This window comes from Aeromonas sp. FDAARGOS 1407 (assembly GCF_019048725.1).
Lineage (GTDB): Bacteria > Pseudomonadota > Gammaproteobacteria > Enterobacterales > Aeromonadaceae > Aeromonas > Aeromonas enteropelogenes.
In genome coordinates, this window is the sequence record NZ_CP077399.1 from 1,347,849 (window position 1) to 1,372,382 (window position 24,534).

Here is a 24,534-nt window from a genome sequence, read left to right on the forward strand (position 1 = left end):
GCCATAAACCGGCCTAGTGTACTCACAGTTGCCGGGCTTGTTGAGAGGCAAACGCCAGATATGTTTGGTGCAGGGCCAAAATTTGCGTTCTGATTGCCATTTTGTCCTCTACCCGGTTGTCGAGGATGTCGTCGGCGACCGCGAGACGTTCATCCCGGCTGGCCTGAGCTGCCAGAATGGCCTTGGCCTGCTCCGGGTTCACTCCATCCCGGCGACAAGTGCGTGCGATCTGGGTCGCTTCGTCCACGTCGATCACCAGCACCCGGTCTGCGAGCCCGGTGAGCCTGTTCTCCACCAGCAGGGGAACCACCAGCAGGCAATAGGGGGAGCGGGCGGCTGCGCACTGGCGCTGCATCTCGCTGCGGATGAGGGGGTGAAGCAGGGCATTGAGCCAGGCCTTGGCATCGGGTTCGCTGAACACCCGCTCCCGCAGCTGGCGGCGATCGAGCCGGCCATCGGAGGCGATGACATCCGGGCCAAAGTGGGCGGCGATGGCGGCAAGGGCCGGGGTGCCCGGTTCCACTACCTCGCGGGCGATGACGTCAGCATCGATCACGTCGATGCCGAGCTCGGCAAACTGGTTGGCCACCGTGGTCTTGCCGCTGCCAATTCCGCCGGTGATTGCGACTACATACATGGGTCAGAGCACCATTTCGAGATACCAGCGGGTGATGGTATCGCCCCACAGCAGGGCGATCCAGCCCGCGATGGCCAGATAGGGGCCAAAGGGGATGGGGTTGCCCTGATGGTGCTTGCGCAGCGCGATCAGCGTGATGCCAATGATGGCGCCCACCAGGGAGGAGAGCAGCAGTATGATGGGCAGCGACTGCCAGCCCAGCCAGGCACCGAGTGCCGCCAGTAGCTTGAAGTCGCCATAACCCATCCCCTCCTTGCCGGTCAGCAGCTTGAAAGCCCAGTAGAGGCTCCACAGCACCAGATAGCCGGCCATGGCCCCGACCACCGCGTCGGCCAGTGGTACAAAGCCACCCAGCAGATTGAACAGCAACCCGCCCCACAGCAGCGGCAGGGTAAGCTGGTCGGGCAGCAGCATCTTGTCCAGATCGATAAAAGTGAGCGCCACCAGCACCCAGGTCAGCAGCAGGGCTGCCAATACCCCCCAGCCCGGGGTCAGGGTCGTGGCTACCGCCACCGAGAGCAGGGCAGTCAGCAATTCCACTAGGGGATAACGGGCCGAGATGGGGGCTTGGCACTCCCGGCAGCGACCCCTGAGCCAGAGCCAGCTCAGGAGCGGGATATTCTCGACGGCCGTGATGGCATGGCCGCAGTGGGGGCAGGCAGAACGCGGCACCATCAGGTTGTAGCGTTCAGCCGACTCGTTGTTTGGCGTTTGTGTCTCGAAGTAGCCGTGATACTCGGCCTGCCACTCCCGCTCCAACATGATGGGGAGGCGGTGGATCACCACGTTGAGGAAGCTGCCGATCATCAGAGAGAAGAGAAAAACCAGGGAGAGATAGAGCCAGGGCAAGCCGTGCGCCAGCTCGATAAGAAGTGTCATAACCAACCGTCAGTCATCAAATGAAGGAAAGGGCATGGGCGGCCTTGGCCGGCATGCCCTCATGAATCAACCCACGACATCGCCAAGCTTGAAGATGGGCAGGTACATGGCGATCACCATGCCGCCGACCAGCACCCCGAGCACCACCATGATGAGGGGTTCCAGCAGGCTGGTGAGGCCATCCACCAGATCATCCACCTCCTGTTCGAAGATGGTGGCGACCTTGGAGAGCATATCATCGATGGCGCCTGACTCCTCGCCGATCATCACCATCTGGATCACCATGTCGGGGAAGAGATCCACGGTGCGCATCGCCACGTTGATTTGCATGCCCGCTACTACCTCGTTACGAATGGCCATGACTGCGGTGCGATAGACATAGTTGCCGGAGGCCCCCGCCGCCGAGATGAGTGCATCCACCAGTGGGATACCGGCTGAGAAGGTGGTCGAGAGGGTGCGGGCAAAGCGGGCCATGGCCGCCTTGTGCAATATCATGCCGACCACCGGGATGGTCAGCACAAACTTGTCGGTGTTGTCTCTTACCTTTTGAGAGGCGCGCCAGGCGCGGACGTAGAGGAAGATGGCGAGCGCCGCTCCGCCGAAGAAGACATACCACCAGTTCTGCATGAAGCGGGAGATGCCGATGACGAACTGGGTGAAGATGGGCAGCTCGGCGCCGAAGCTCTTGAAGATGTCCTCGAACTGGGGGATGACGAACAGCAGCAGGATGGAGGTGACGACGATGGCCACCAGGATGACCATGGTGGGGTAGAACATCGCCTTCTTGATCTTGGACTTGAGCGCTTCCGACTTTTCCCGATAGGTGGCGATGCGATCGTAGATGGTCTCCAGCGCGCCGGACTGCTCGCCCGCCTCCACTAGGTCGCAGTAGAGGGCATCAAAGTAGCGGGGATGGCGGCGCAGCGCCTCCGACATGGGGGTGCCAGTCTCCACATCGGCGGCGACGATCCCCATCAGCTCGCGCATCGAGGCTTTTTCATGGCTGCGGGCGATGATCTGCAGGCTCTGCACCAGCGGTACACCGGCGGAGAGCATGGTGGTGATCTGGCGCGAGACGATGGCGATATCCATCGGCTTGATCTTGGCGCCGCCTTTGGAGAACAGCCCCTGGGATTTCTTGGTCACCTTGGTGACATTGACCCCCTGCTTGCGCAGCTCGGCCTTGACGGTATTGATGCTGTCGGCCTGGAGTTCGCCAGAAACTTTCTGGCCCTTGCGGTTAACCCCGCTCCAGCGAAACGCGAAGACTTTCTTGGGGGCATTATTCTTGTTGGTTAGCGTTGCCATCACTGCATCCTGCAATTGGGTCGGGCGTATGGGGTGTCGTACCTCTTCGCCATTGACCTGGTCAAGGTTCCCGGTTGGCACTTGCCAGCGGGATACTGATTCGATGGGGGGCCATCTTGGCGCCAGCCCGATTTGCTCTCTGGCATCCCGTATTTATGTTGCCAGCTTCCAGAAGGCGTTGCGGCACGATCCGACATTGTCCGTAGAGGGGCATCACTTAGTCAGTTGGTGGTGACCCGGTTCACTTCCGCCAGACTGGTGACACCCAGGCGTGCCTTTTCCAACCCGGAGGTGCGCAGGGTCCGCATCCCCTCTTTCTGGGCGATGGCGGCGATCTGCAGCGAGTTGGCTCCCTGCATGATCAATTTTGCGATATTTTCCGACATCAGCATGATTTCGTAGATGCCGACCCGTCCCTTGTAGCCGCCCGAGCACTCCTTGCAACCTATCGGCTTGAACAGCCTCAGCCCCGCCGCCAGTTGCTGCGGGGTAAAGCCCAGCTCCAGCAACTCGGCTTCAGGCACCACTTCGGGCGCCTTGCAGTGATCGCACAGCTTGCGGGCCAGCCGCTGGGCCATGATCAGGGTCACCGAGGAGGCGATGTTGAAGGCGGGCACCCCCATGTTCATCATCCGGGTCAGGGTCTCGGCCGCCGAGTTGGTATGCAGGGTGGAGAGTACCAGGTGGCCGGTTTGCGCCGCCTTGATGGCGATCTCGGCGGTTTCCAAGTCCCGTATTTCCCCGACCATCACCACATCAGGATCCTGACGCAGGAAGGAGCGCAGTGCGCTGGCGAAGGTGAGGCCTGCCTTGGGATTGACCTGCACCTGGTTGACGCCGGGCAGGTTGATCTCCACCGGATCCTCGGCGGTAGAGATATTCACCTCTGTGGTGTTGAGAATGTTGAGGCCAGTGTAAAGCGAGACCGTCTTGCCCGAGCCGGTGGGGCCGGTCACCAGTATCATCCCCTGGGGCTTGGAGAGGGCGCGCAGGTATTGCGCTTTCTGCCGATCGTCAAAGCCGAGCTGCTCGATATTGAGCCGCGCCGCCGAGGAGTCCAGCAGACGGATAACGATCTTCTCTCCCCACATGGTGGGCAGGGTGTTGACTCGCATGTCCATCGACTTGTTGCGTGACAGCTTCAGCTTGATGCGGCCATCCTGGGGCAGGCGCCGTTCGGCGATATCGAGCCGTGCCATCACCTTGAGGCGGGCCGAGAAGCGGTTGGCCAGATTGACCGGTGGTGTGGCAATTTCGTGCAGGATGCCGTCAATGCGAAAGCGGATGCGGTACTTCTGCTCATAGGGCTCGAAGTGCAGGTCGGAGGCGCCGCGCTTGATGGCATCCATCAGGATCTTGTTGATGTACTTGACGATGGGGGCGTCATCGTCCGTGGTGTTGACGCTCTCGTCGAGGCGACTGCCCTCGTCAGAGACCTCGAGATCCGAGATTTCAGATTCGTCGATATCCTCCATGCCGAGGACATCGGTTTCGTTTTCCAGCAGCTTGCCGATGGCGGTGGTGAGCTTGTTTTCTTCCACCAGCAGCGCCTCGGTATGGAGCCCGAAGCTGAAGCCGAAATCTTCCAGTGCCGACACATTGGTCGGATCCGACATGGCGATATAGAGGGTGTGGCCCTGGGTGTAGATGGGCAGCACATGATGTTTCTCAATCAGCTTCTGATTGAGGTACTTCTGCGGGATCTCGGCCAGGTCGAAGGCGGCAAGATCCAGCAGAGGTACCCCATACTCCAGCTCGCAGAAATCGGCCAACGCCTTGCTGTCGAGGATCTGGTTTTCCACCAGAAACGCCACGAAGGGTTTGCGCTGGGCCTTGGCCTGACTCAGGTAGCGCTGGGAATCCTCTTCGCTGATCAACGAAGAGGCGGCCAGGCTTATCGCCAGGCCGCTATGGGGGCTAGAGGTCATGCGTTAGCTTTAGCAGATGCCACTTGTCTTGCAGGCACCAGATGTAGCCCATGTTACTTTGCCATCCGCTTCAACATTCGGTGTCAAGATATATGTCATACCAGTACCAAAAGTAGCTTCTTTACCGGTTGCAGTTATCGCGTTGGTTGTATCACTGACCTCAACACTTTTAACCTCTCCTGTTCCGGCTGTAAGGTTGGAGGGTACACCATTAGATCCTGCATCACAGGTGCTCAGCGCCCCTGAGGCTGCACCTGTTGTTTGAGCACAAATTTCAATTGCGGTTTTATAGGCACCAGTAGCTGCAACTACTTCAGTAAATTTCGCTTTTTTGGTGTAAGTCTGATAAGCCGGCAGTGCTACTGCAGCCAAGATGGCGACGATCGCGACCACGATCATCAATTCGATAAGGGTAAAGCCTGACTGTTTCTTCATTTTGCTTTTCATAGGAAATGTCCTTTTATCCATTGTTCCTGGGAAGTGACGGTGGAAAACTAACCACACGTCAATATCTTATCTGAGCGAATGGCGTTGGCAACAAGTGCGCAGGCCCGTCATTAAAGTTTTTGATCCAATCCTCTATTTGGGTGAAAAAAGAGCGAAAACTGACCCGTTTCTGCTTAATTGCCTCCCCCTTCTCTTGTTGCTGGTACGACATATAAAGAAAAGGCGCCGAGGGCGCCTTTTGCAAGTCGAGGGGGCGGTTATGTTGACGGGCCTCTCAATGAGTCTGTTTTAGCTGCCTTATCAAGCCATTACCTATAGAGGTGATGGTATCTGCCAGACATTCGGGTGGCGTAGCCGAAACGGTCACAATCCGTTTAGATAAAGCGCATGGAGAGATCCAGCGCCCGCACATGCTTGGTCAGCGCGCCCACCGAGATATAGTCCACTCCGGTCGCGGCAAACTCGGCCAAGGTCTCCAGGGTGACGTTGCCGGAGACCTCCAGCTTGGCGCGCCCCTGATTGATGGCGACCGCTTCGCGCATCATGGTCAGGCCGAAGTTGTCCAGCATCACGATATCGGCACCGGCGGTCAGTGCCTGCTCCAGTTCGGTCAGGGATTCGACCTCGACCTCCACCGGTTTGTCCGGATTGAGGCGGCGGGCCTCCTGGATGGCGCCGGCGATGCCGCCACAGGCGAGGATATGGTTCTCCTTGATGAGGTAGGCGTCGAAGAGGCCGATGCGGTGGTTCTTGCCGCCGCCGCAAGTGACGGCGTACTTCTGGGCACTGCGCAAGCCGGGAATGGTCTTGCGAGTGTCGAGCAGGCGGCAACCGGTCTCTTCCAGCTCGGCCACATAACGGGCGGTGAGGGTGGCGACGCCGGAGAGGGTCTGCACAAAGTTGAGGGCATTGCGCTCGCCAGTCAGCAGCAGGCGGGCCGGACCATGGAGGCGAAACAGCTCCTGATTGGGGGAGAGGTGCTCGCCATCTTGTACCAGCCACTCCACCTTCACCTCACCGCCGAGCTGGGTAAAGACTTCATCCACCCAGGGCTGGCCGCAGAAGACGCCGGCCTCGCGGGTGATGACCCGGGCGCTGGAGATGCGATCGGCGGGGATTAGCTGGGCCGTGATATCGGCGCTGGCATCCGGCTGGTCCAGCGTGGTGAGGGCATCGCCCAGATCTTCGAGTAGTGCGGCGCGCACGGCGCGGCTGACATCCTGTTGAAACATGCCTTATTCCTGCAAGGGTCTGAGCAGCAACTGCCGCTCCTTTTGAACCAGCTCCAGCCGACCGAGGGCATTCATGCCTACCAGCACCTCGTCTCCCTCTGCCGCCGGATTGATGAAGATGGCCAGATCGTACAAGGTCAAAGGGCCCATCGCCAGCGTTTCGATGGTGCCGTTGCCGACCCGGATCATCCCGGCCGCCGTGTTGACCTGGCTGCTGCCATGGGCGGGCAGTCCCAGCCGTTCGGCGACCGGCAGCGGCACGGTTATGCGGGTGGCGCCGGTGTCGAGCAGCAGTTGCACCGGCTGACCGTTGATGGCACCCTCCAGACGATAGTGTCCGCTCTGGTCGGCCCTTAGCAGCAGTTCGCCGCTGGCGGTGACGCTCGGCTGGGAGCGGGAGTGGAAGTAGAGGGTCAGCAGACCCATCAGAGAGAGCCAGGCCAGTAACCAGAACCAGCGCGCCGTTTGCTGCATACCTCATCCATATCGAGCCAAAGATGACCCAGCCTAACACACATTTTTCCATCGACGCCGCCGGCTGGTGCCGGGAGGCACGCCGGGTTCCGTCCCCCCATCACAACGAGCGCCCCGTACCGGACGATATCTCCCTGCTGGTGGTGCACGGCATCAGCCTGCCCCCTGGCGAGTTTGGCGGCCCCTTTATCGACGATCTCTTTATGGGCAGGCTGGATCCCGGGGCTCATCCCTATTTTGCCGACATCCATCAGCTACGGGTTTCGGCCCACTGCCTGATCCGCCGCGATGGTGAACTGGTGCAGTATGTGCCGTTCGGTGCCCGCGCCTGGCATGCGGGAGTATCCAGCTGGCAGGGAAGGGAAGCATGCAACGACTTCTCCATCGGTATCGAGCTGGAAGGGACGGATGAGCTTCCCTACACGGAGGCGCAATATGCAGTGCTGATTGGGCTCGCTCGGGCCATCTGTGACCATTATCCGGCCATCACTCTGGAAAAAATTGTGGGTCATTGCGATATCGCACCGGGGCGCAAGACGGATCCGGGGGACAGCTTCCAATGGCAGGATTTTCGCCAGAAACTCAACGTTTCCTGTAAAAATTAAAATTCACTTTGCCTTTTTAAATCAATGGCTTGCCAATGTGGTAGGCCATTTTTATTGCTGGTTATCCAAATGTTATTTGTGAGCTATCTCAAGAATATTGGTAAGACCATTTTCTATGAGCTAAATCATGTTTGCGCCAATTTACCCCTTAAGTGGTGCCTTTCATTCTTGATTCAGATCATCTTTTGGGTGGACTTTTCAATGCCCCTCTGCTAATTTTCGCCCCATCCATAAAATTGGTAATACCAATTTAACAAAGTAGCCTCATGCCCTATCGCAAGATCACGCAACCCAAGTTAGCTGACGCCATCGTCGCCGAACTGGAACAGATGATTCTGGAAGGCAGCCTGCAGCCGGGACAGAAACTGCCCCCCGAGCGCGAGCTGGCCATCCAGTTTCAGGTTTCGCGCCCCTCCCTGCGCGAAGCCATCCAGCGGCTGGAGGCGCGCGGGCTGCTCTATCGCCGTCAGGGCGGTGGCACTTATGTGCAGAATGCCCTGAGCAAGGGGATCGCCGATCCCCTGTTCGAGCTGCTCAGCACCCACCCCGAGGCTCGCTACGATCTGCTGGAGTTCCGTCATGCGCTGGAAGGCATCTGTGCCTACTACGCCGCATTGCGGGGTACTGAGTCAGACTTCGAGCGGATCCGCAAAGTGCAGATCTCCATCGAGGAGGCTGGGCAGCTGGGGTCGCTGGTGGCGGAATCCGCTGCCGTGACCCAGTTTTATCTGGCGGTGGCCGAGGCCTCCCACAACGTGGTGCTGCTGCACCTGTTGCGGGCCATGAGCCCCATGCTGGAGCAGAACATTCTGCAAAATAACGAGATTTTGAATCGCCGCCCGGGAGTGGTAGCCAAGATCCGTCGCCATCGTGCGAGTCTGATCGAGGCTATTCTTTCGGGGGCTCCGGAGCGGGCCAGAGCTGCTTGTCATGAGCACCTGGCCTTTATCGAGGACACCTTGTTGGATATGCAGAGGGAAGACAGCCGGATCCAGCGATCCATGCGTCGGATCCGTCAGCAGGAAAACTAATCCCACAAGGCTTTCTTTTATTGTCGAATGCTTGCGCCCTTCGCCGTGCAATGCCGTGCAATCACAACAAAATAGGAACCAGCCATGTCTGATATCCTGAAGAACGATGTGGACCCGATAGAAACGCTGGAGTGGCTTGCCTCTCTGGAATCCCTGCTGCGTGAAGAGGGTCCCCAACGCGCTCAGTTCATCCTTGAACAGTTGGCCGAGAAAGCCCGCGCAAGCGGTGTGGACGTGGCTGCCAAGGCAAACCGCGATTACATCAACACCATTCCGTCCAGCGAAGAGCCTGACTACCCGGGCGACCTGGAGATGGAGCGCCGTATTCGCGCCATCATCCGCTGGAACGCCATGATGATCGTGCTGCGCGCCTCCAAGAAAGACCTGGACCTGGGTGGTCACATGTCTTCCTTCGCTTCTTCCGCGACCATCTACGAAGTCTGCTTCAACCACTTCTTCCGTGCCCGCAACGAGAAGGATGGTGGCGACCTGGTTTACTTCCAGGGTCACATCTCCCCGGGCATCTACGCCCGTGCGTTCGCTGAAGGTCGTCTGACCGAAGAGCAGCTGGACAACTTCCGTCAGGAAGTGGATGGCAAGGGTATCCCCTCCTACCCGCACCCGAAACTGATGCCGGACTTCTGGCAGTTCCCGACCGTCTCCATGGGTCTGGGCCCCATCGCCGCCATCTATCAGGCCCGTTTCCTGAAGTACCTGACCGACCGTGGCATCAAGGATTGCTCCGAGCAGACCGTTTACGCCTTCCTGGGTGACGGCGAGATGGACGAGCCGGAAGCCAAGGGCGCCCTGACCGTTGCCGTGCGTGAAAAGCTCGACAACCTGGTGTTTGTGGTCAACTGCAACCTGCAGCGTCTGGATGGCCCGGTTGTGGGCAACGGCAAGGTCATCAACGAGCTGGAAGGCCTGTTCGCCGGCGCCGGCTGGGATGTCACCAAGGTGATCTGGGGCCGCAAGTGGGATGAGCTGCTGCGCAAGGATACCTCCGGCAAGCTGATCCAGCTGATGAACGAGACCGTGGACGGTGACTACCAGACCATGAAGTCCCGCGACGGCGCCTACGTTCGCGAGCACTTCTTCAACCGTTATCCGGAAACCGCCGCCCTGGTCAAAGACATGACCGACGAGGAGATCTTCGCCCTGAACCGCGGTGGTCACGATCCTCGCAAACTGTTTGCTGCCTTTTCCAAAGCCGCAGCAACCAAGGGCAAGCCGACCGTTATCCTGGCCAAGACCATCAAGGGCTATGGCATGGGCGAAGCGGCCGAAGGCAAGAACATCGCTCACCAGGTCAAGAAGATGGAGCTGGACTCCGTGCGTCACCTGCGTGATCGCTTCAGCCTACCGGTATCCGACGAGCAGCTGGCCGACCTGCCGTACCTGAAGATCGAAGAAGGTACCGAAGAGCACAAGTACCTGCACGCCCGCCGTGCCGCACTGAAGGGCTATGTACCGACCCGTCTGCGCGAGAGCACCACCAAGCTTGAAATCCCGGCACTGGATGCCTTCGGCCCGCTGCTGGGCGAACAGGCGCGCGAAATCTCCACCACCATGGCGTTCGTGCGTTCCCTGAACGTGATGCTGAAAGACAAGTCCATCGGCAAGCGCATCGTCCCGATCCTGGCTGACGAAGCCCGTACCTTCGGTATGGAAGGTCTGTTCCGCCAGATCGGTATCTACAGCCCGCACGGTCAGCAGTACACCCCGCAAGACCGTGACATCGTCTCCTACTACAAGGAAGACAAGCAGGGTCAGGTTCTGCAAGACGGTATCAACGAGCTGGGCGCCATGTCCTCCTGGCTGGCTGCTGCGACCTCTTACAGCACCAACGACTGCCCGATGATCCCGTTCTACATCTACTACTCCATGTTCGGCTTCCAGCGGATCGGCGACATGGCGTGGGCAGCCGGTGACCAGCAAGCCCGTGGCTTCCTGCTGGGTGCGACCTCCGGTCGTACTACCCTGAACGGCGAAGGTCTGCAGCACGAAGATGGTCACAGCCACATCCTGGCCAACACCATCCCGAACTGCGTCTCCTACGACCCGTCCTACGCCTATGAAGTAGCGGTGATCGTACAGGACGGTCTGCGTCGCATGTACGGCGAGAACCCGGAGAACGTGTTCTACTACATCACCACTCTGAACGAGAACTACGCCATGCCGGCCATGCCGGAAGGCGCCGAGGAAGGCATCCGCAAGGGTATCTACAAGCTGGAAACCGTGGCCGGCACCAAGGCCAAGGTACAGCTGCTGGGCTGTGGCTCCATCCTGGGTCACGTGCGCAAGGCCGCCCAGATCCTGGCCACCGAATACGGTGTCGGCTCCGACGTGTTCAGCGTCACCTCCTTCAACGAGCTGGCTCGTGACGGTCAGGACACGGATCGCTGGAACATGCTGCACCCGACCAGCGAAGCTCGCGTGCCGTACATCGCTCAGGTGCTGGGCACCGAGGCCACCATCGCCGCGACCGACTACATGAAGTCCTTCGCCGATCAGGTCCGTGCCTTCGTTCCGACCGAGAACTACCGTGTGCTGGGTACCGACGGTTACGGCCGCTCCGACAGCCGTGCCAACCTGCGTCGTCACTTTGAAGTGAACGAGTTCTACGTGGTGGTTGCTGCCCTGACCGAGCTGGCCCAGCGCGGCGAGATCGACAAGCAGGTTGTGGCCGAGGCCATCACCAAGTACGGCATCGACGCCGACAAGGTGAACCCGCTGTACGCGTAAGAGGATCAAGTGCCGTGCCGGGACAAGCTGCCCGGCACGGCCTTGCAAAGGTTAACGCGAGATGCGCGTGAGGCTGTCAGCCAGCAACGCGGATGTACGCAAGAGGATAAAGCACAATGTCCAAACAGATTATGGTGCCGGATATCGGCGCCGATGAGGTTGAAGTTACCGAGATCATGGTAGCCGTGGGTGACAAGGTCGAGCTCGACCAGTCCATCATCGCGGTAGAAGGCGACAAGGCCTCCATGGAAGTCCCGGCGCCGGCCGCAGGCATCGTTAAAGAGATCCTGATCAAGGTGGGCGACAAGGTCGCCACCGGTTCCCAGATCATGATCTTCGAAGCCGAAGGCGCTGCCGCCGCACCTGCAGAAGTGGCTGCACCGGTTGCTGCTGCTCCTGCCGCCGCTCCGGCTGCTGCCGCCCGTCAGGACGTGCACGTACCGGATATCGGCGGTGACGAAGTCGAAGTCACCGAGATCATGGTTGCCGTGGGCGACGTGGTCGAGGCCGATCAGTCCATCATCGCCGTGGAAGGTGACAAGGCCTCCATGGAAGTGCCGGCACCGTTCGCTGGCCGCGTGGTCGAGATCAAGGTTGCCGCCGGCGCCAAGGTTTCCACCGGCTCCCTGGTGATGGTCTTTGAAGTGGCTGGCGCCGCGCCGGCTGCCGTTGCTGCACCAGCTCCTGCTGCCGCCTCCGTTGCCGCTGGCGCGAAAGACGTCAACGTACCGGACATCGGCGGTGACGAAGTGGAAGTCACCGAGATCATGGTGGCCGTGGGTGACAAGGTCGAAGCAGACCAGTCCCTGATCGCCGTGGAAGGTGACAAGGCCTCCATGGAAGTGCCTGCGCCGTTCGCCGGTGTGGTCAAGGAGATCAAGGTGAAGGCGGGTGACAAGGTCTCCACCGGTTCCCTGATCATGGTATTCGAAGTGGCTGGTGCTGCTCCGGCTGCCGTGGCTGCTCCGGCTCCTGCCGCTGCACCTGTTGCTGCAGTTCCGGCTGCCGCTGCTCCTGCTCCGGTTGCCCAGGCTGCTGCCGCCTCCGACTTCGTCGCCAACGATGCCTACGTCCACGCCTCTCCGGCGGTGCGCCGTCTGGCCCGTGAATTCGGCGTCAACCTGGCCAAGGTGAAGGCCTCCGGTCGCAAGGGCCGCATCGTCAAAGAAGACGTGCAGGCCTACGTGAAGGATGCGGTCAAGCGCGCCGAGTCCGCACCAGCTGCCGGCACCGGCACTGGCAACGGCATGAGCGTACTGCCGTGGCCGAAGGTCGATTTCAGCAAGTTCGGTGATGTGGAAGAGGTCGATCTGACCCGCATCCAGAAGATCTCTGGTCCGAACCTGCACCGCAACTGGGTCATGATCCCCCATGTCACCCAGTTCGACGAAGCCGATACCACCGAGCTGGAAGCGTTCCGCAAAGAGCAGAACGCGATGCTCGAGAAGCAGAAGGCAGACGTGAAGATCACCCCGCTGGTGTTCATCCTGAAAGCCGCCGCCAAGGCTCTGGAAGCCCATCCGCGCTTCTGCAGCTCCCTGTCCGAAGATGGCAGCAAGCTGATCATGAAGAAGTACATCCATATCGGTGTGGCGGTGGATACCCCCAACGGTCTGGTTGTGCCCGTGGTGCGCGACGTCAACAAGAAGGGCATCATGGAGCTGTCTCGCGATCTGGCCGAGATCTCCAAGAAGGCCCGTGCCGGCAAGCTGACCGCTGCCGACATGCAGGGCGGTTGCTTCACCATCTCCAGCCTGGGTGGCATCGGTGGTACCAGCTTTACCCCGATCGTCAACGCGCCGGAAGTGGCCATCCTGGGCGTCTCCAAGTCCGAAATGAAGCCGAAGTGGAACGGCAAGGAGTTTGTGCCGCGTCTGATGTTGCCGCTGGCTCTGAGCTACGACCACCGCGTTATCGATGGTGCCGATGGAGCCCGCTTCATCACCACCATGAATGGTGTCCTGTCCGACATTCGTCGACTGGTCCTGTAAGTGAGAGGGCGGGCCCAGAGCCTGCCCTTTTTACTTCTCATTTCGTTAACAGGATTGTAAACTTGCCCCGTTTTTTTCACGGCTGCAGCCGCCTTGTTTTGCAACAAAAAGAAGGTTTAAGAGTGCGCAGTCCTGGGGATATAAGAACGACAAAGAGGTCATGATGAGTAAAGAAATCAAAACCCAGGTCGTAGTACTGGGTGCTGGCCCTGCCGGTTATTCCGCTGCTTTCCGCGCCGCCGATCTGGGCCTGGATACCATTATCGTCGAGCGTTACTCCACCCTGGGTGGCGTCTGCCTGAACGTGGGTTGCATTCCCTCCAAGGCCCTGCTGCACGTCGCCAAAGTCATTGAAGAAGCGAAGGCGCTGGCCGAGCACGGCATCGTCTTCGGTGCCCCGCAGACCGACATCGACAAGGTGCGTCTGTGGAAAGAGAAGGTCATCACCCAGCTGACCGGCGGTCTGGCCGGTATGGCCAAGATGCGTAAGGTTCAGGTTGTGAATGGCTTTGGCAAGTTCACCGGTCCGAACACCCTCGAGGTGGAAGGCGCCGATGGCAAGACCACCATCACCTTTGACAACGCCATCATCGCGGCCGGTTCCCGTCCGGTGAAACTGCCGTTCATCCCTCATGACGATCCCCGCGTATGGGACTCTACCGACGCGCTGGAGCTGAAAACCGTTCCCGGCAAACTGCTGGTTATCGGTGGCGGCATCATTGGTCTGGAGATGGGTACCGTGTACTCCTCCCTGGGCTCCGAGATCGACGTGGTGGAATTTGCCGATCAGCTGGTTCCGGCTGCCGACAAAGACATCGTCAAGATCTACACCAAGCGCGTTGCCAAGAAATTCAACATCATGCTGGAGACCAAGGTCACTGCAGTTGAAGCCCGCGAAGACGGCCTGTACGTCTCCTACGAAGGCAAGCACGCTCCGGCCGAGCCGGTTCGCTACGACAACGTGCTGGTTGCCGTAGGCCGTGTGCCGAACGGCAAGATGCTGGACGCCGAGAAGGCGGGCGTTGCCGTTAACGAGCGCGGCTTCATCGAGGTGGACAAACAGCTGCGTACCAACGTGGCTCACATCCACGCCATCGGTGACATCGTCGGTCAGCCCATGCTGGCCCACAAGGGTGTTCACGAAGGTCACGTTGCCGCTGAAGTCATCGCCGGCAAGAAGCACTACTTCGACCCGAAAGTGATCCCGTCCATCGCCTACACCGAGCCAGAGATGGCCTGGGTTGGTCTGACCGAGAAGGAAGCCAAGCAACAGGGTCTGAACTTCGAAGTCGCCACCTTCCCGTGGGCAGCTTCCGGTCGCGCCATCGCCTCCGATTGCTCCGACGGCATGACCAAGCTGATCTTCGACAAGGAGAGCGGCCGCGTCATCGGTGGTGCCATCGTGGGTACCAACGGTGGTGAACTGCTGGGTGAAATCGGTCTGGCCATCGAAATGGGTGCCGACGCCGAAGATATCGCCCTGACCATCCACGCTCACCCGACTCTGCACGAGTCCGTGGGTCTGGCTGCCGAAGTGTTCGAAGGCTCCATCACTGACCTGCCGAACGCCAAGGCCAAGAAGAAAAAGTAATTTTCTTCAATTGGTTGCACAAGAAAGCCGCTCAATCGAGCGGCTTTTTTTGTTGCTGCACTTTTTATTGATGCCTGTTGCTGCACTTCCCGTTGCAGCTCATGTGGCCTGGTCGAGAGTCACTGCCTTTAGCAGCGTCCCTTCTTCGCCTGGCCCGGCGGGCAGAAGGTGCCGTAGCCGTCCCTGCTGCCATCACTGATGCGGATGCGGGCGTCATCGACGCTCACATCGGCACTGTGTACCCGTACCGGTCCACTGCTGCAGGCACTGAGCAGTCCCCCCAGCAACATCACGACAACCAGCTTGCTCATACTGCCTCCTGTTTTTCCCTGATTATGAGGCATTTCCGGCCTTTGGAGCAGAGAGGGCGAGGGGGCTGCGTCATGGTATGGCGCGACCATGAAAAAAGGGCGCCAGGGCGCCCCCGAATAATCCCGCAATGCTCATCACAGGCGGAAGCTGCTGACCAGTTTATCGAGCTGGCCGGAGAGCTGCTGCAGGCTGCGACTCGATTCGGTCAGCTGATGAGCGATGTCGGCGGTCTCCATGGTGAGCTGGTTGATGTCCTCCACGTTGCGGTTGATCTCGCCGACCACGCTCGACTGCTCCTCGGTGGCGGTGGCCACCTGAATGTTCATGTCGCTGATCTGGGTGATGTGGGCGGTGATCTGGCCGAGCGCCCCGTTGGCCTCATCTGCCTGGTTCACCACTTCCAGACTCTGGTTGCGGCCCCGGGCCATGGCGCTGACCGCACGGGCACTCTGCTCCTGCAGCCGGTTGATCATCTCCTGGATCTCCGCGGTGGAGGCGGCGGAGCGGCTGGCGAGGTTGCGCACCTCGTCGGCCACCACGGCGAAGCCACGGCCCTGTTCCCCGGCCCGGGCCGCCTCGATGGCGGCGTTGAGGGCCAGCAGGTTGGTCTGCTCCGAGATGCTGCGGATGGTGTCGAGGATGCTGCCGATGGAGTTGGTCTGGCTGGCCAGGGATTCAATGACGCCAGCCACCTGCTCGATCTCGCCGGAGAGATCGACGATGCCGTGGCGGGCCTGGGCGACCACCTGGGCCCCCGCATCCGCCTGATCGTTGGCCTGTTTCGCCACGTCTGCCGCCTGCGACGCATTGCCGGCGATCTCGCTCACCGTTGCCCCCATCTCGTGGATGGCGGTGGCCACCTGCACGGTGCGGTCGCGCTGGGCGGTGCAGTTGTGCTGGGTCAGTTGCGCCTTGCCGGCTACCTCGTTGGCGGTAGCGGCCAGTTGGCGGGAGTTGTCGGCCACCTGCTCGATGGAGGCGTGGATCTTGGCCACGAAGTTGTTGAAACCGCTGGCCACCTGGGCCAGCTCGTCACGCCCTTCCACCTTGAGGCGGCGGGTCAGATCGCCATCGCCGCTGCCAAGCTCCTTGAACAACCCGGCCAGGTCGTTGAGCGGTCGGCTCACCGAGCCCGCCAGCAGCATGCCCATGGCGCCCATGGCCAGCGCGATGACGAGAGAGATCATCAGGATCTCGTTGCGGGTCTGGGCCAGCCCGGCATAGATCTCGGCCTGGGGCACCTGGGTGACCAGATACCAGTCCAGCATGGGGATATAGCTGCTGGCCAGCACCATGGGTTGGCCGTCCACCTCGGCGTTGATGACGGCGAAGGGACGCTTGGCGAGCAGGCTGGCACTGTCACCGCTGACCAGCGCGCCCAGGGTATCGCGATCGATATGACTGGCGTTGGGGTGCAGCTTCACCTTGCCGCTGCCATCGACCATGAAGACGATGCCGCTTTGCTCAAGCCGGAAGCTGGAGACCATGGCGACCATGGCATCAAGGGATTTGGCAAATCCGGCCAGGCCGCGGCCATCGAGTTGCTGGAAGTTGACGAACAGCTTCATCTCGCCGTTGCTTTCGCGAAAGATGCTGAGAGTCATCTCCTTCTGGCTCTTGGTGTAGTCGTAGAACCAGGCATCCTGGGTTGGTGTCAGGTTGCGCAGGAAGCCGTCCTGGTTGTAGTAGGCCGCGCTCTGGCGATCGGCGAAGGAGGCGGTCACCAGACCATACTGGCTGGCCACGTCCTTGAGCTGGTTGATCAGGATGGGTTCCTGCTCTTTGGGCATCCCCCTGTCCACCCAGTCGAGGATGAAGCGATCGGTGGCCAGCTGCCGTGCCGCCTGGGCGATCCCCTTGAGATCCTGTTCGATCTCCTTGCTGATCCGCTGGGTCAGGTTGGGTAGCTCCTGCTCGAACATCCGCTTCTCGATCAGCTGCTGGGCCGAACGCTGGCTGAAGTAACCCACCAGCAGGCAGGAGAGCACGACGGCCAGAGTGATGGTGGCCAGGATTTTCTGTTTGAGTGTCAGGCTTGCAAGCATAAGAGTGACTCGGGTGGAGGAACACGGGATGAGTTGATATTAGCGGCCAGGGGGCCATGCCCTTGAGTCAAGGGACACCTTTATTCGCAGATTACGTTTGCGCTCACAGGAGGCGAATCCCGTATGGCACCAAGGATGCGTGCTGGTGACCACCTGCCACGCGGATGCAGTTTGCGATCATCGGAGCGGCCCTTATAGTAGGGGCCAATCCTGGTGAGTAATCCCCCTTGAATGATATGGAAAATATGATGCGCTGCTTCCGTGCGGGATGGACCCGTTTGTTTCTGCTGATCCTGGCTCTCTGTCCCCTGCTGGTGCAGGCAAGCGAAGGGAGCCGCCCCAAGGTCGCTTTGGTACTGAGTGGGGGCGGGGCTAAGGGCTCAGCCCATATCGGCATCCTCAAGGTGCTGGAGGAGAAGCGGATCCCGGTCGACATCATAGTGGGCACCAGCATGGGCTCCTATGTGGCGGGGATGTACGCCATGGGGCTCAGTGCCGAGGAGGTGGAGCGCACCACCCTCGCCATCGACTGGAACAAAGGCTATCAGGACAAGGTCGGCCGCAACGAGCTCTCCCTGCGCAAGAAGCAGCAGAGCGAGCAGTACCAGCTGCGCACCGATATCGGGGTCAACGGCGATACCACCCAGCTGCCGGACGGTTTCTTCCAGGGGCAGTCCATGGCCAGCCTGCTGCGCCACGCCACCTCCAACCTGCCGGTGCAGAAGAGCTTTGACGATCTGCCCATCCCTTATCGCGCCATGGCGACCGACATGGAGACGGTGACCCCCTTCGTGCTGGATCATGGCAGCCTTGCCAAGGCGATGCAGGCCTCCATGTCCATTCCCGGCGCGCTCAAGCCGGTGGAGTGGGAGGGGCATATCCTGGCGGACGGGGGAAGCGTCAACAACATGCCGGTGGATGTGGCCAAGGCGATGGGGGCCGACGTGGTGATCGCGGTGGATATCGGCGCCAAGCTGCGCACCAAGGAATCCCTCAAGTCGGGGCTCGCCATGATCGATCAGCTCACCACCTACATGACCCAGGTGGGCACCGAGAAACAGAAGGCGCTGTTGGGGCCCGACGACATACTGCTCGTGCCCGAGTTCGGCGACATGGGGATCGCCGATTTCAGCCGCATGCCGGAGGGGATCAAGATAGGAGAGGCGACGGCCGGCAAGGCATCGGCGCAGCTTGAACGCCTCTCCCTGAGCAAGGCCGAGTACAACGACTACCGCAATCTCAAGCTGAGCCGGCGCGCCGAGCGCAGCGGCCAGCCCGCCTACTTCATCGACAAGGTGGAGATCCTCAACAAGTCGCGACTCTCCGACGATACGGTACGCGCCATGCTGAAGGTGCGGCCCGACAAGATCCAGACCAACGAGAGTCTGGAAGCGGGGATCCGCCGCCTCTATGCCCTGGAGTCGTTCGATCGCATCACCTACGAGGTGGAGGAGCGGGACGGGGAGAACGTGCTGGTGGTGGATGCCAGCGAGAAGAACTGGGGCCCGGGTTACCTTAACTTCCAGTTCGGCTTCACCGACGACTTCGAGAATACCTCCAACTACAACGTCGGCATGTCCTACACCCTGACCAACGTCAACGACTGGGGGGCCGAGTGGCTGACCGAGGCGTCGCTGGGCACGGCCAAGCACATCAAGACCGATTTTTATACGCCGCTGGAGCCCTCCCAGACCTTCTATGGTGAGGCCAGCCTGGCCTATGACCAGACCGACCGTCGTCTGTTCAATCCGGTGCCGGACGAAATCGACCTGAACTACCTCGATACCGACTACTCCTTCTTCAGCGCGGATCTGGCTATCGGCTGGAACCGCCAACCCTGGAGCCGCCTCTCCATGGGCCTGGAGGGACAGACCGGCAAGGTGGATCTGCAAAACTTCAGGAATTACAGCGTGGATGCGACGGCTTGGGGCCCTTATGTGCGTTTCGAGCACGATAACCTCGACAGCCTCTATTTCCCCTATGAAGGGGTCAAGTGGGACATCAAGCTGGGCCACTCTCACGTCAACTTCGAGGGGCCGGAGGATCTGAATGATCGCAGCGAGGGGTGGAACTACCACCTTTCCATGATCAAACCCTGGTCCTGGGATCGCCACAGCCTCAACCTGATACTGGAAGGGGGGGGCTCCGGCAGCGAGGAGGCGGTCCCCCTGCACATCCAGGATCTGGGCGGCCTGTTCCGTCTCTCCGGCTTCCAGCGTTACCAGCTGAGCGGCCGCTACAGCCTGTTTGGCGGGCTGCGCTACATCTATCGGGTGGCCGACAACGACTTCGGGGCATTCAGGATGCCGCTCTACCTGGGGGGCTCCCTGGAGCAGGGCGGGGTCTGGAACAAGGGCAAGGACATCGGCATGGGAAGCTCCTTCACCGCGGGCTCCGTCTATGTGGGGGTGGAGAGCTTCCTCGGCCCCGTCTTCCTCGGCTATGGCATGGCGGAGGGGGGCAATGATGTCTTCTATCTGCAATTGGGCAGTACGTTCGAATAATGCGAAAATGATGCTGATTTGTTAAGTCTGGTTGTGGCGGATTTTTAAATTTCCAAAAAAATAGATAGCGATTAATTGGTTATGAGTTTGCGGTGAATAAGTAAACAGCGTTTGGATTTTAATTAGTCGTTAAAACTTATATAGTGGGGAGCACCCTACAGGGTGTCCCGCAAGGACGATCGCCGCGAGCGTGGGCGAACCCCAAAAAAAGACCAAAGAGGAATTAGTCGTGCTTGAAACTTACCGTAAACACGTCGCAGAACGTGCCGCCGAGGGCATAGTTGCCAAACCTCTGGATGCTGAGCAAGTCGCCGCCCTGGTCGAGTTGCTCAAGAATCCGCCCGCCGGCGAAGAAGACTTTCTGAAAGAGCTGTTGTCCTCCCGAATTCCCCCTGGCGTTGATGAAGCGGCTTACGTGAAGGCTGGTTTCCTCACCGCCGTCGCCAAGGGCGAGGCCCATTCCCCCATCCTGACTGCCGCGCAAGCCGTCGAGCTGCTCGGTACCATGCAGGGGGGTTACAACATCCAGCCGCTGATCGACCTGCTGGATGACGCGACGCTGGCCCCTCTTGCTGCCAAGGGCCTCTCCCACACCCTGCTGATGTTCGACTCCTTCCACGACGTGGAAGAGAAGGCCAAGGCGGGCAACGCCCACGCCAAGCAGGTGATGCAATCCTGGGCCGATGCCGAGTGGTTCCTCTCCCGTCCCGAGCTGGCCGGCAAGATCACCGTCACCGTCTTCAAGGTGACCGGCGAGACCAACACCGACGACCTGTCGCCGGCGCCGGACGCCTGGTCCCGCCCGGACATTCCGTTGCATGCCCTGGCCATGCTGAAAAACGCCCGTCCCGGCATTACCCCGGACAAAGACGGTGTGGTCGGCCCCGTCAAGACCATTGATGCGCTGAAAGAGAAAGGTTTCCCGCTCGCCTATGTGGGTGACGTGGTCGGTACCGGCTCTTCCCGCAAATCCGCCACCAACTCTGTGCTCTGGTTCATGGGCGACGATATCCCGTTCGTGCCGAACAAGCGTGCCGGCGGTGTTTGCCTTGGCGGCAAGATTGCCCCCATCTTCTTCAACACCATGGAAGATGCCGGCGCCCTGCCCATCGAGGTAGACGTCTCTGCGCTTGCGATGGGCGATGTCATCGACATCTACCCGTACCAGGGCAAGATCTGCAAGCACGGCACCGAAGAAGTGCTGGCCCAGTTTGAACTGAAAACCGACGTGCTGATCGACGAAGTGCGCGCCGGTGGCCGAATTCCGCTCATCATCGGTCGCGGCCTGACCGACAAGGCCCGCGAAGCGCTGGGTCTGCCGTTCTCCACCGTGTTCCGTCGTCCGCAGCCTGTCGCCGACACCGGCAAGGGCTTCACCCTGGCCCAGAAGATGGTGGGCAAGGCGTGCGGCGTGCAGGGCATTCGTCCGGGTACCTACTGCGAACCCAAGATGACTACCGTCGGCTCCCAGGACACCACGGGCCCGATGACCCGCGACGAGTTGAAGGATCTGGCCTGCCTCGGCTTCTCCGCCGACCTGACCATGCAGTCCTTCTGCCATACCGCTGCTTATCCCAAGCCCATCGACGTGCAGACCCACCACACCCTGCCGGACTTCATTATGAACCGCGGCGGTGTCTCTCTGCGTCCGGGTGACGGCGTCATCCACTCCTGGCTGAACCGTATGCTGCTGCCGGATACCGTGGGTACCGGTGGTGACTCCCACACCCGTTTCCCCATCGGGATCTCCTTCCCGGCGGGCTCCGGTCTGGTAGCCTTCGCCGCCGCCACCGGCGTGATGCCGCTGGACATGCCGGAATCCGTGCTGGTGCGCTTCAAGGGCGAGCTGCAGCCGGGCATCACCTTGCGTGACCTGGTCCACGCCATTCCTTATGCCGCCATCCAGAAGGGGCTGCTGACGGTCGAGAAAGCGGGCAAGAAGAACATCTTCTCCGGCCGCATCCTCGAGATCGAAGGTCTGCCGACCCTCAAGGTGGAGCAGGCGTTCGAGCTGGCGGACGCCAGCGCCGAGCGCTCCGCCGCCGGTTGCACCATCAAGCTGGATAAAGAACCGATCATCGAGTATCTGAAGTCCAACATCGTGATGCTGAAGTGGATGCTCTCCGAAGGCTACGGCGATGTACGCACCATTACCCGCCGTATCAAGGGGATGGAAGAGTGGCTGGCCAACCCGACCCTGATGGAAGCGGACAAGGACGCTGAGTACGCCGAAATCATCGAGATCGATCTGGCCACCATCAAGGAGCCGATCCTGTGCGCGCCGAACGATCCGGACGACGCCCGCCTGCTGAGCAGCGTGGCTGGCGACAAGATTGACGAGGTGTTCATCGGCTCCTGCATGACCAACATCGGCCACTTCCGCGCCGCCGGCAAACTGCTCGAGAAGTACCAGGGCGAGCTGCCGACCCGCATGTGGATCGCCCCGCCGACCAAGATGGACAAGGATCAGCTGACCGAAGAGGGTTACTACGGCATCTTCGGTCGGGTCGGTGCCCGCATCGAGATCCCGGGCTGCTCCCTGTGCATGGGCAACCAGGCGCGGGTAGCGGAAGGGGCCTCCGTGGTCTCCACCTCCACCCGCAACTTCCCGAACCGTCTTGGCAAGGGTGCCAACGTCTATCTGGCTTCTGCCGAACTGGCTGCGGTTGCCGCCATCCTCGGCAAGATCCCGACCGTGGAAGAGTACCTGCAGTATGCCAAGGCGCTGGACGCTACTGCGGCCGACACCTATCGCTACCTGAACTTCAACGAGATCGCCTCCTACACCAAGAAGGCCGATGCGGTGATCCTGCAGCAGGCGGTATAACCGCTCTTCGCCGGAGTCCGTATCGGAAATAAACCATAATGCCGCGTCCCGACGCGGCATTATTCGTTTCTATGGGGGGCCTCTTGCTGCGGGAGCGGCTGGCCCAAGTGTGATCTGGTCACAGTTTCATCGGTTCGTTTTATAAACGCTTTGCGTTATGTTATTCGGTTATGAGCGGTAGCGATGAGTCATCGTTACCTGTGTAACCCGACTCTTGGTCTAGTGCAGCGTCTGCCTGGGCAGGCCTGACAGCTTGTGGCGTGGTTTTTTATGTTTCTTTTCCGGTTGGATCTTTCCCGTACCAGGTTGCGCATCGGCAGCACACTGCTGGCGTTCTCTCTCCCTCTGCTGGTCGGTGGCTGGATCGTTCGCGGCAACTATCTGTATGATCTTAAAGCCGATTCGCGAGCTTCGGCGCACAAGGCCATTACCTTGATGGAAGAGGTGCTGGATCGTGCGGAACAGGTCAACCGGGAAGTGCTGCCGTTTGTAGCGGCCCCCTGTGAACGTAATTTGCTGATCTTGCGCAAGAAAGTAGCTGTGGAGCCCTTCCTGCGCTCGGTCAACCTGGTCAATGATGGAGTGATCAGCTGTACCTCGTTGTTCGGGGCTGTCAGCGAAGTCGATGATGGCTCCCGTTATCTCGATCGCAAGTTGCTGCTGATGCGCGGCAACAAGGTAAGGCAGAACCACCCCCTGTTGGTGGTGCGCACCGAACAGGGCAGGGATGCCGCTCTCAGCGCCGTCGACAGCTCATTGCTCAGTTTCATGCTCTCCCTGGGAGACAAGCCCGACGTCCTGTTTCTGCAGGTGGGCTCGGCCAGCATCGACGAGTCTGGCCGCTATCTGGACCATGCCCCCAGGCTGGAGCGCAGTACCAGCCTCAGGCTCTCCTCCGACCGCTACCCCTTTGCCATCTACGCAGGCTACAGCATTCCCCACTACTGGCAGTCACTCTGGGAGGCGCGTCAGCTGGCGTTGTTGTCACTGGCCGCCAGCGCCTTGTTGCTTGCCTGGCTGGTGTGGTGGGTGCTGGGCCGCCCGGGTTCCCCCAATGACGAGCTGAAACGGGCCCTGCGTGCCAGGGAATTCGTCCCCTATCTGCAACTGCAGGTGGCCAGTGATGGCGGCAGCATGATGGGAGGAGAGGTGCTGATGCGCTGGCACCATGCCACCGAGGGGGTGATCCGCCCCGATCTCTTCATTCCCCAGGCGGAGGAATCCGGCCTTATCGTGCCCATGACCAGCCAGATGATGAGAAGCGTGGCGAACCAGTTGGGGCGGATACAGGCGCAGCTGCCGGATGGTTTTCATATCAGTTTCAACATCAGTGCGGCCCACTGCCACGACTTTTCCCTGCTCAGCGAATGCCGTACTTTTCTCGATCACTTTGCCCCCGGCAAGGTGGTGATGGTGCTGGAGCTGACCGAGCGGGAGCTGCTGGTGGCGGATAACCAGACGCTCTCCCTGTTCCAGCAGCTGGATCAGATGGGGGTCAGGCTGGCGATCGACGACTTTGGCACAGGCCACTCCAGCCTGCGTTACCTGCAGCAGTTTCATGTGGATTATCTCAAGATAGATCAGTCATTTATCCGCAGGATAGGCACAGAATCCCTCTCCCAGCACATAGTCGACAACGTGATCGATCTGGCGAGCCGTCTTGGTCTCGCCCTGGTGGCGGAAGGGGTCGAGACAGAGCAGCAGGCCGCCTATCTCAGGAGCAAGGGAGTCCAGTTTCTGCAGGGATTCCTCTACTCCCACCCCATGCCGTTGCCGCAATTTTGCGAAGAGCTGCAGTCAGGGGATATCCCCGCCAGCTCGCCTGTTCCTGCACGGGAAAAGCGCAGCGTGAACGCCAGTTAAAGGGCTCTGGCAAGCGGAGAGTGGGCTGGCTGTTTCGGCTCCATTCTGGTCAAACTTTGTTCGCGTTAGGCCTGAGTTCAGCATCGCCTGTTATGTTGGGTCGCCATGTTCGCTG

At 60.2% G+C, this 24,534-nt stretch carries 17 protein-coding genes; 8 read left to right on the top strand and 9 right to left on the bottom strand.

The window, feature by feature from the left end:
- Window positions 1-22: 22 nt before the first annotated feature.
- The 7 genes from coaE to I6L37_RS06625 all read right to left on the bottom strand — a co-directional run bounded on the left by coaE (window position 23) and on the right by I6L37_RS06625 (window position 6,905).
- Window positions 23-637, bottom strand: a complete 615-nt coding sequence (gene coaE / locus I6L37_RS06595; RefSeq protein ID WP_216993568.1) for a dephospho-CoA kinase — start codon at window positions 635-637, stop codon at window positions 23-25.
- A gap of 3 nt (window positions 638-640) precedes the next feature.
- Window positions 641-1,516, bottom strand: a complete 876-nt coding sequence (locus I6L37_RS06600; protein ID WP_216993569.1) for an A24 family peptidase — start codon at window positions 1,514-1,516, stop codon at window positions 641-643.
- A gap of 66 nt (window positions 1,517-1,582) precedes the next feature.
- Window positions 1,583-2,824 carry a type II secretion system F family protein gene (locus I6L37_RS06605; protein ID WP_201980459.1) on the bottom strand — a complete coding sequence of 414 codons (1,242 nt, stop codon included), beginning with the start codon at window positions 2,822-2,824 and terminating at the stop codon, window positions 1,583-1,585.
- 221 nt (window positions 2,825-3,045) lie between these two features.
- Window positions 3,046-4,752 carry a PilB family type IVa pilus assembly ATPase TapB gene (tapB, locus tag I6L37_RS06610; RefSeq protein WP_216993570.1) on the bottom strand — a complete coding sequence of 569 codons (1,707 nt, stop codon included), beginning with the start codon at window positions 4,750-4,752 and terminating at the stop codon, window positions 3,046-3,048.
- Window positions 4,753-4,761: 9 nt separating this feature from the next.
- Window positions 4,762-5,187, bottom strand: coding sequence for a type IVa pilus major pilin TapA (gene tapA / locus I6L37_RS06615; protein WP_124238858.1), 426 nt, complete (start codon window positions 5,185-5,187; stop codon window positions 4,762-4,764).
- Window positions 5,188-5,573: 386 nt separating this feature from the next.
- Window positions 5,574-6,431: a carboxylating nicotinate-nucleotide diphosphorylase gene (gene nadC / locus I6L37_RS06620; protein ID WP_216993571.1), complete on the bottom strand. Its 858-nt coding sequence runs from the start codon at window positions 6,429-6,431 to the stop codon at window positions 5,574-5,576.
- A 3-nt stretch (window positions 6,432-6,434) separates the two neighbouring features.
- Window positions 6,435-6,905, bottom strand: a complete 471-nt coding sequence (locus I6L37_RS06625; RefSeq protein WP_042025097.1) for a TIGR02281 family clan AA aspartic protease — start codon at window positions 6,903-6,905, stop codon at window positions 6,435-6,437.
- Window positions 6,906-6,928: 23 nt separating this feature from the next.
- Between I6L37_RS06625 and ampD the strand changes: the two genes are divergently transcribed.
- From ampD to lpdA, 5 genes are all read left to right on the top strand, one after another.
- On the top strand, window positions 6,929-7,510 hold the full coding sequence (gene ampD, locus I6L37_RS06630; RefSeq protein WP_216993572.1) for a 1,6-anhydro-N-acetylmuramyl-L-alanine amidase AmpD: 582 nt from the start codon (window positions 6,929-6,931) through the stop codon (window positions 7,508-7,510).
- Between the two features lie 266 nt (window positions 7,511-7,776).
- Entirely contained in the window at window positions 7,777-8,541 is a 765-nt protein-coding gene (gene pdhR, locus I6L37_RS06635; protein WP_026456603.1) for a pyruvate dehydrogenase complex transcriptional repressor PdhR, read from the top strand.
- Between the two features lie 84 nt (window positions 8,542-8,625).
- A complete protein-coding gene (aceE, locus tag I6L37_RS06640; protein WP_216993573.1) occupies window positions 8,626-11,286 on the top strand; it encodes a pyruvate dehydrogenase (acetyl-transferring), homodimeric type in 2,661 nt (886 codons plus the stop codon).
- A gap of 116 nt (window positions 11,287-11,402) precedes the next feature.
- Entirely contained in the window at window positions 11,403-13,277 is a 1,875-nt protein-coding gene (aceF, locus tag I6L37_RS06645; protein WP_216993574.1) for a pyruvate dehydrogenase complex dihydrolipoyllysine-residue acetyltransferase, read from the top strand.
- A gap of 163 nt (window positions 13,278-13,440) precedes the next feature.
- The gene (gene lpdA / locus I6L37_RS06650) at window positions 13,441-14,868 is read left to right on the top strand and encodes a dihydrolipoyl dehydrogenase (protein ID WP_042025101.1); all 1,428 of its coding nucleotides are present in this window, start codon (window positions 13,441-13,443) and stop codon (window positions 14,866-14,868) included.
- Between the two features lie 128 nt (window positions 14,869-14,996).
- Here lpdA and I6L37_RS06655 read toward each other — a convergent pair whose 3' ends face one another.
- Together I6L37_RS06655 and I6L37_RS06660 are read right to left on the bottom strand one after the other, a co-directional pair.
- Window positions 14,997-15,179, bottom strand: a complete 183-nt coding sequence (locus I6L37_RS06655) for a hypothetical protein (RefSeq protein WP_026456693.1) — start codon at window positions 15,177-15,179, stop codon at window positions 14,997-14,999.
- 135 nt (window positions 15,180-15,314) lie between these two features.
- Window positions 15,315-17,225, bottom strand: coding sequence for a methyl-accepting chemotaxis protein (locus I6L37_RS06660; RefSeq protein ID WP_216993575.1), 1,911 nt, complete (start codon window positions 17,223-17,225; stop codon window positions 15,315-15,317).
- Window positions 17,226-17,473: 248 nt separating this feature from the next.
- Here I6L37_RS06660 and I6L37_RS06665 point away from each other — a divergent pair, with 248 nt between their 5' ends.
- From I6L37_RS06665 to I6L37_RS06675, 3 genes are all read left to right on the top strand, one after another.
- Complete coding sequence (locus tag I6L37_RS06665; protein WP_216994128.1) at window positions 17,474-19,729, top strand: patatin-like phospholipase family protein; 2,256 nt, start codon at window positions 17,474-17,476, stop codon at window positions 19,727-19,729.
- A gap of 229 nt (window positions 19,730-19,958) precedes the next feature.
- On the top strand, window positions 19,959-22,556 hold the full coding sequence (gene acnB / locus I6L37_RS06670; protein ID WP_216993576.1) for a bifunctional aconitate hydratase 2/2-methylisocitrate dehydratase: 2,598 nt from the start codon (window positions 19,959-19,961) through the stop codon (window positions 22,554-22,556).
- Window positions 22,557-22,826: 270 nt separating this feature from the next.
- Window positions 22,827-24,419, top strand: coding sequence for an EAL domain-containing protein (locus I6L37_RS06675; RefSeq protein ID WP_216993577.1), 1,593 nt, complete (start codon window positions 22,827-22,829; stop codon window positions 24,417-24,419).
- Window positions 24,420-24,534 lie beyond the last annotated feature (115 nt).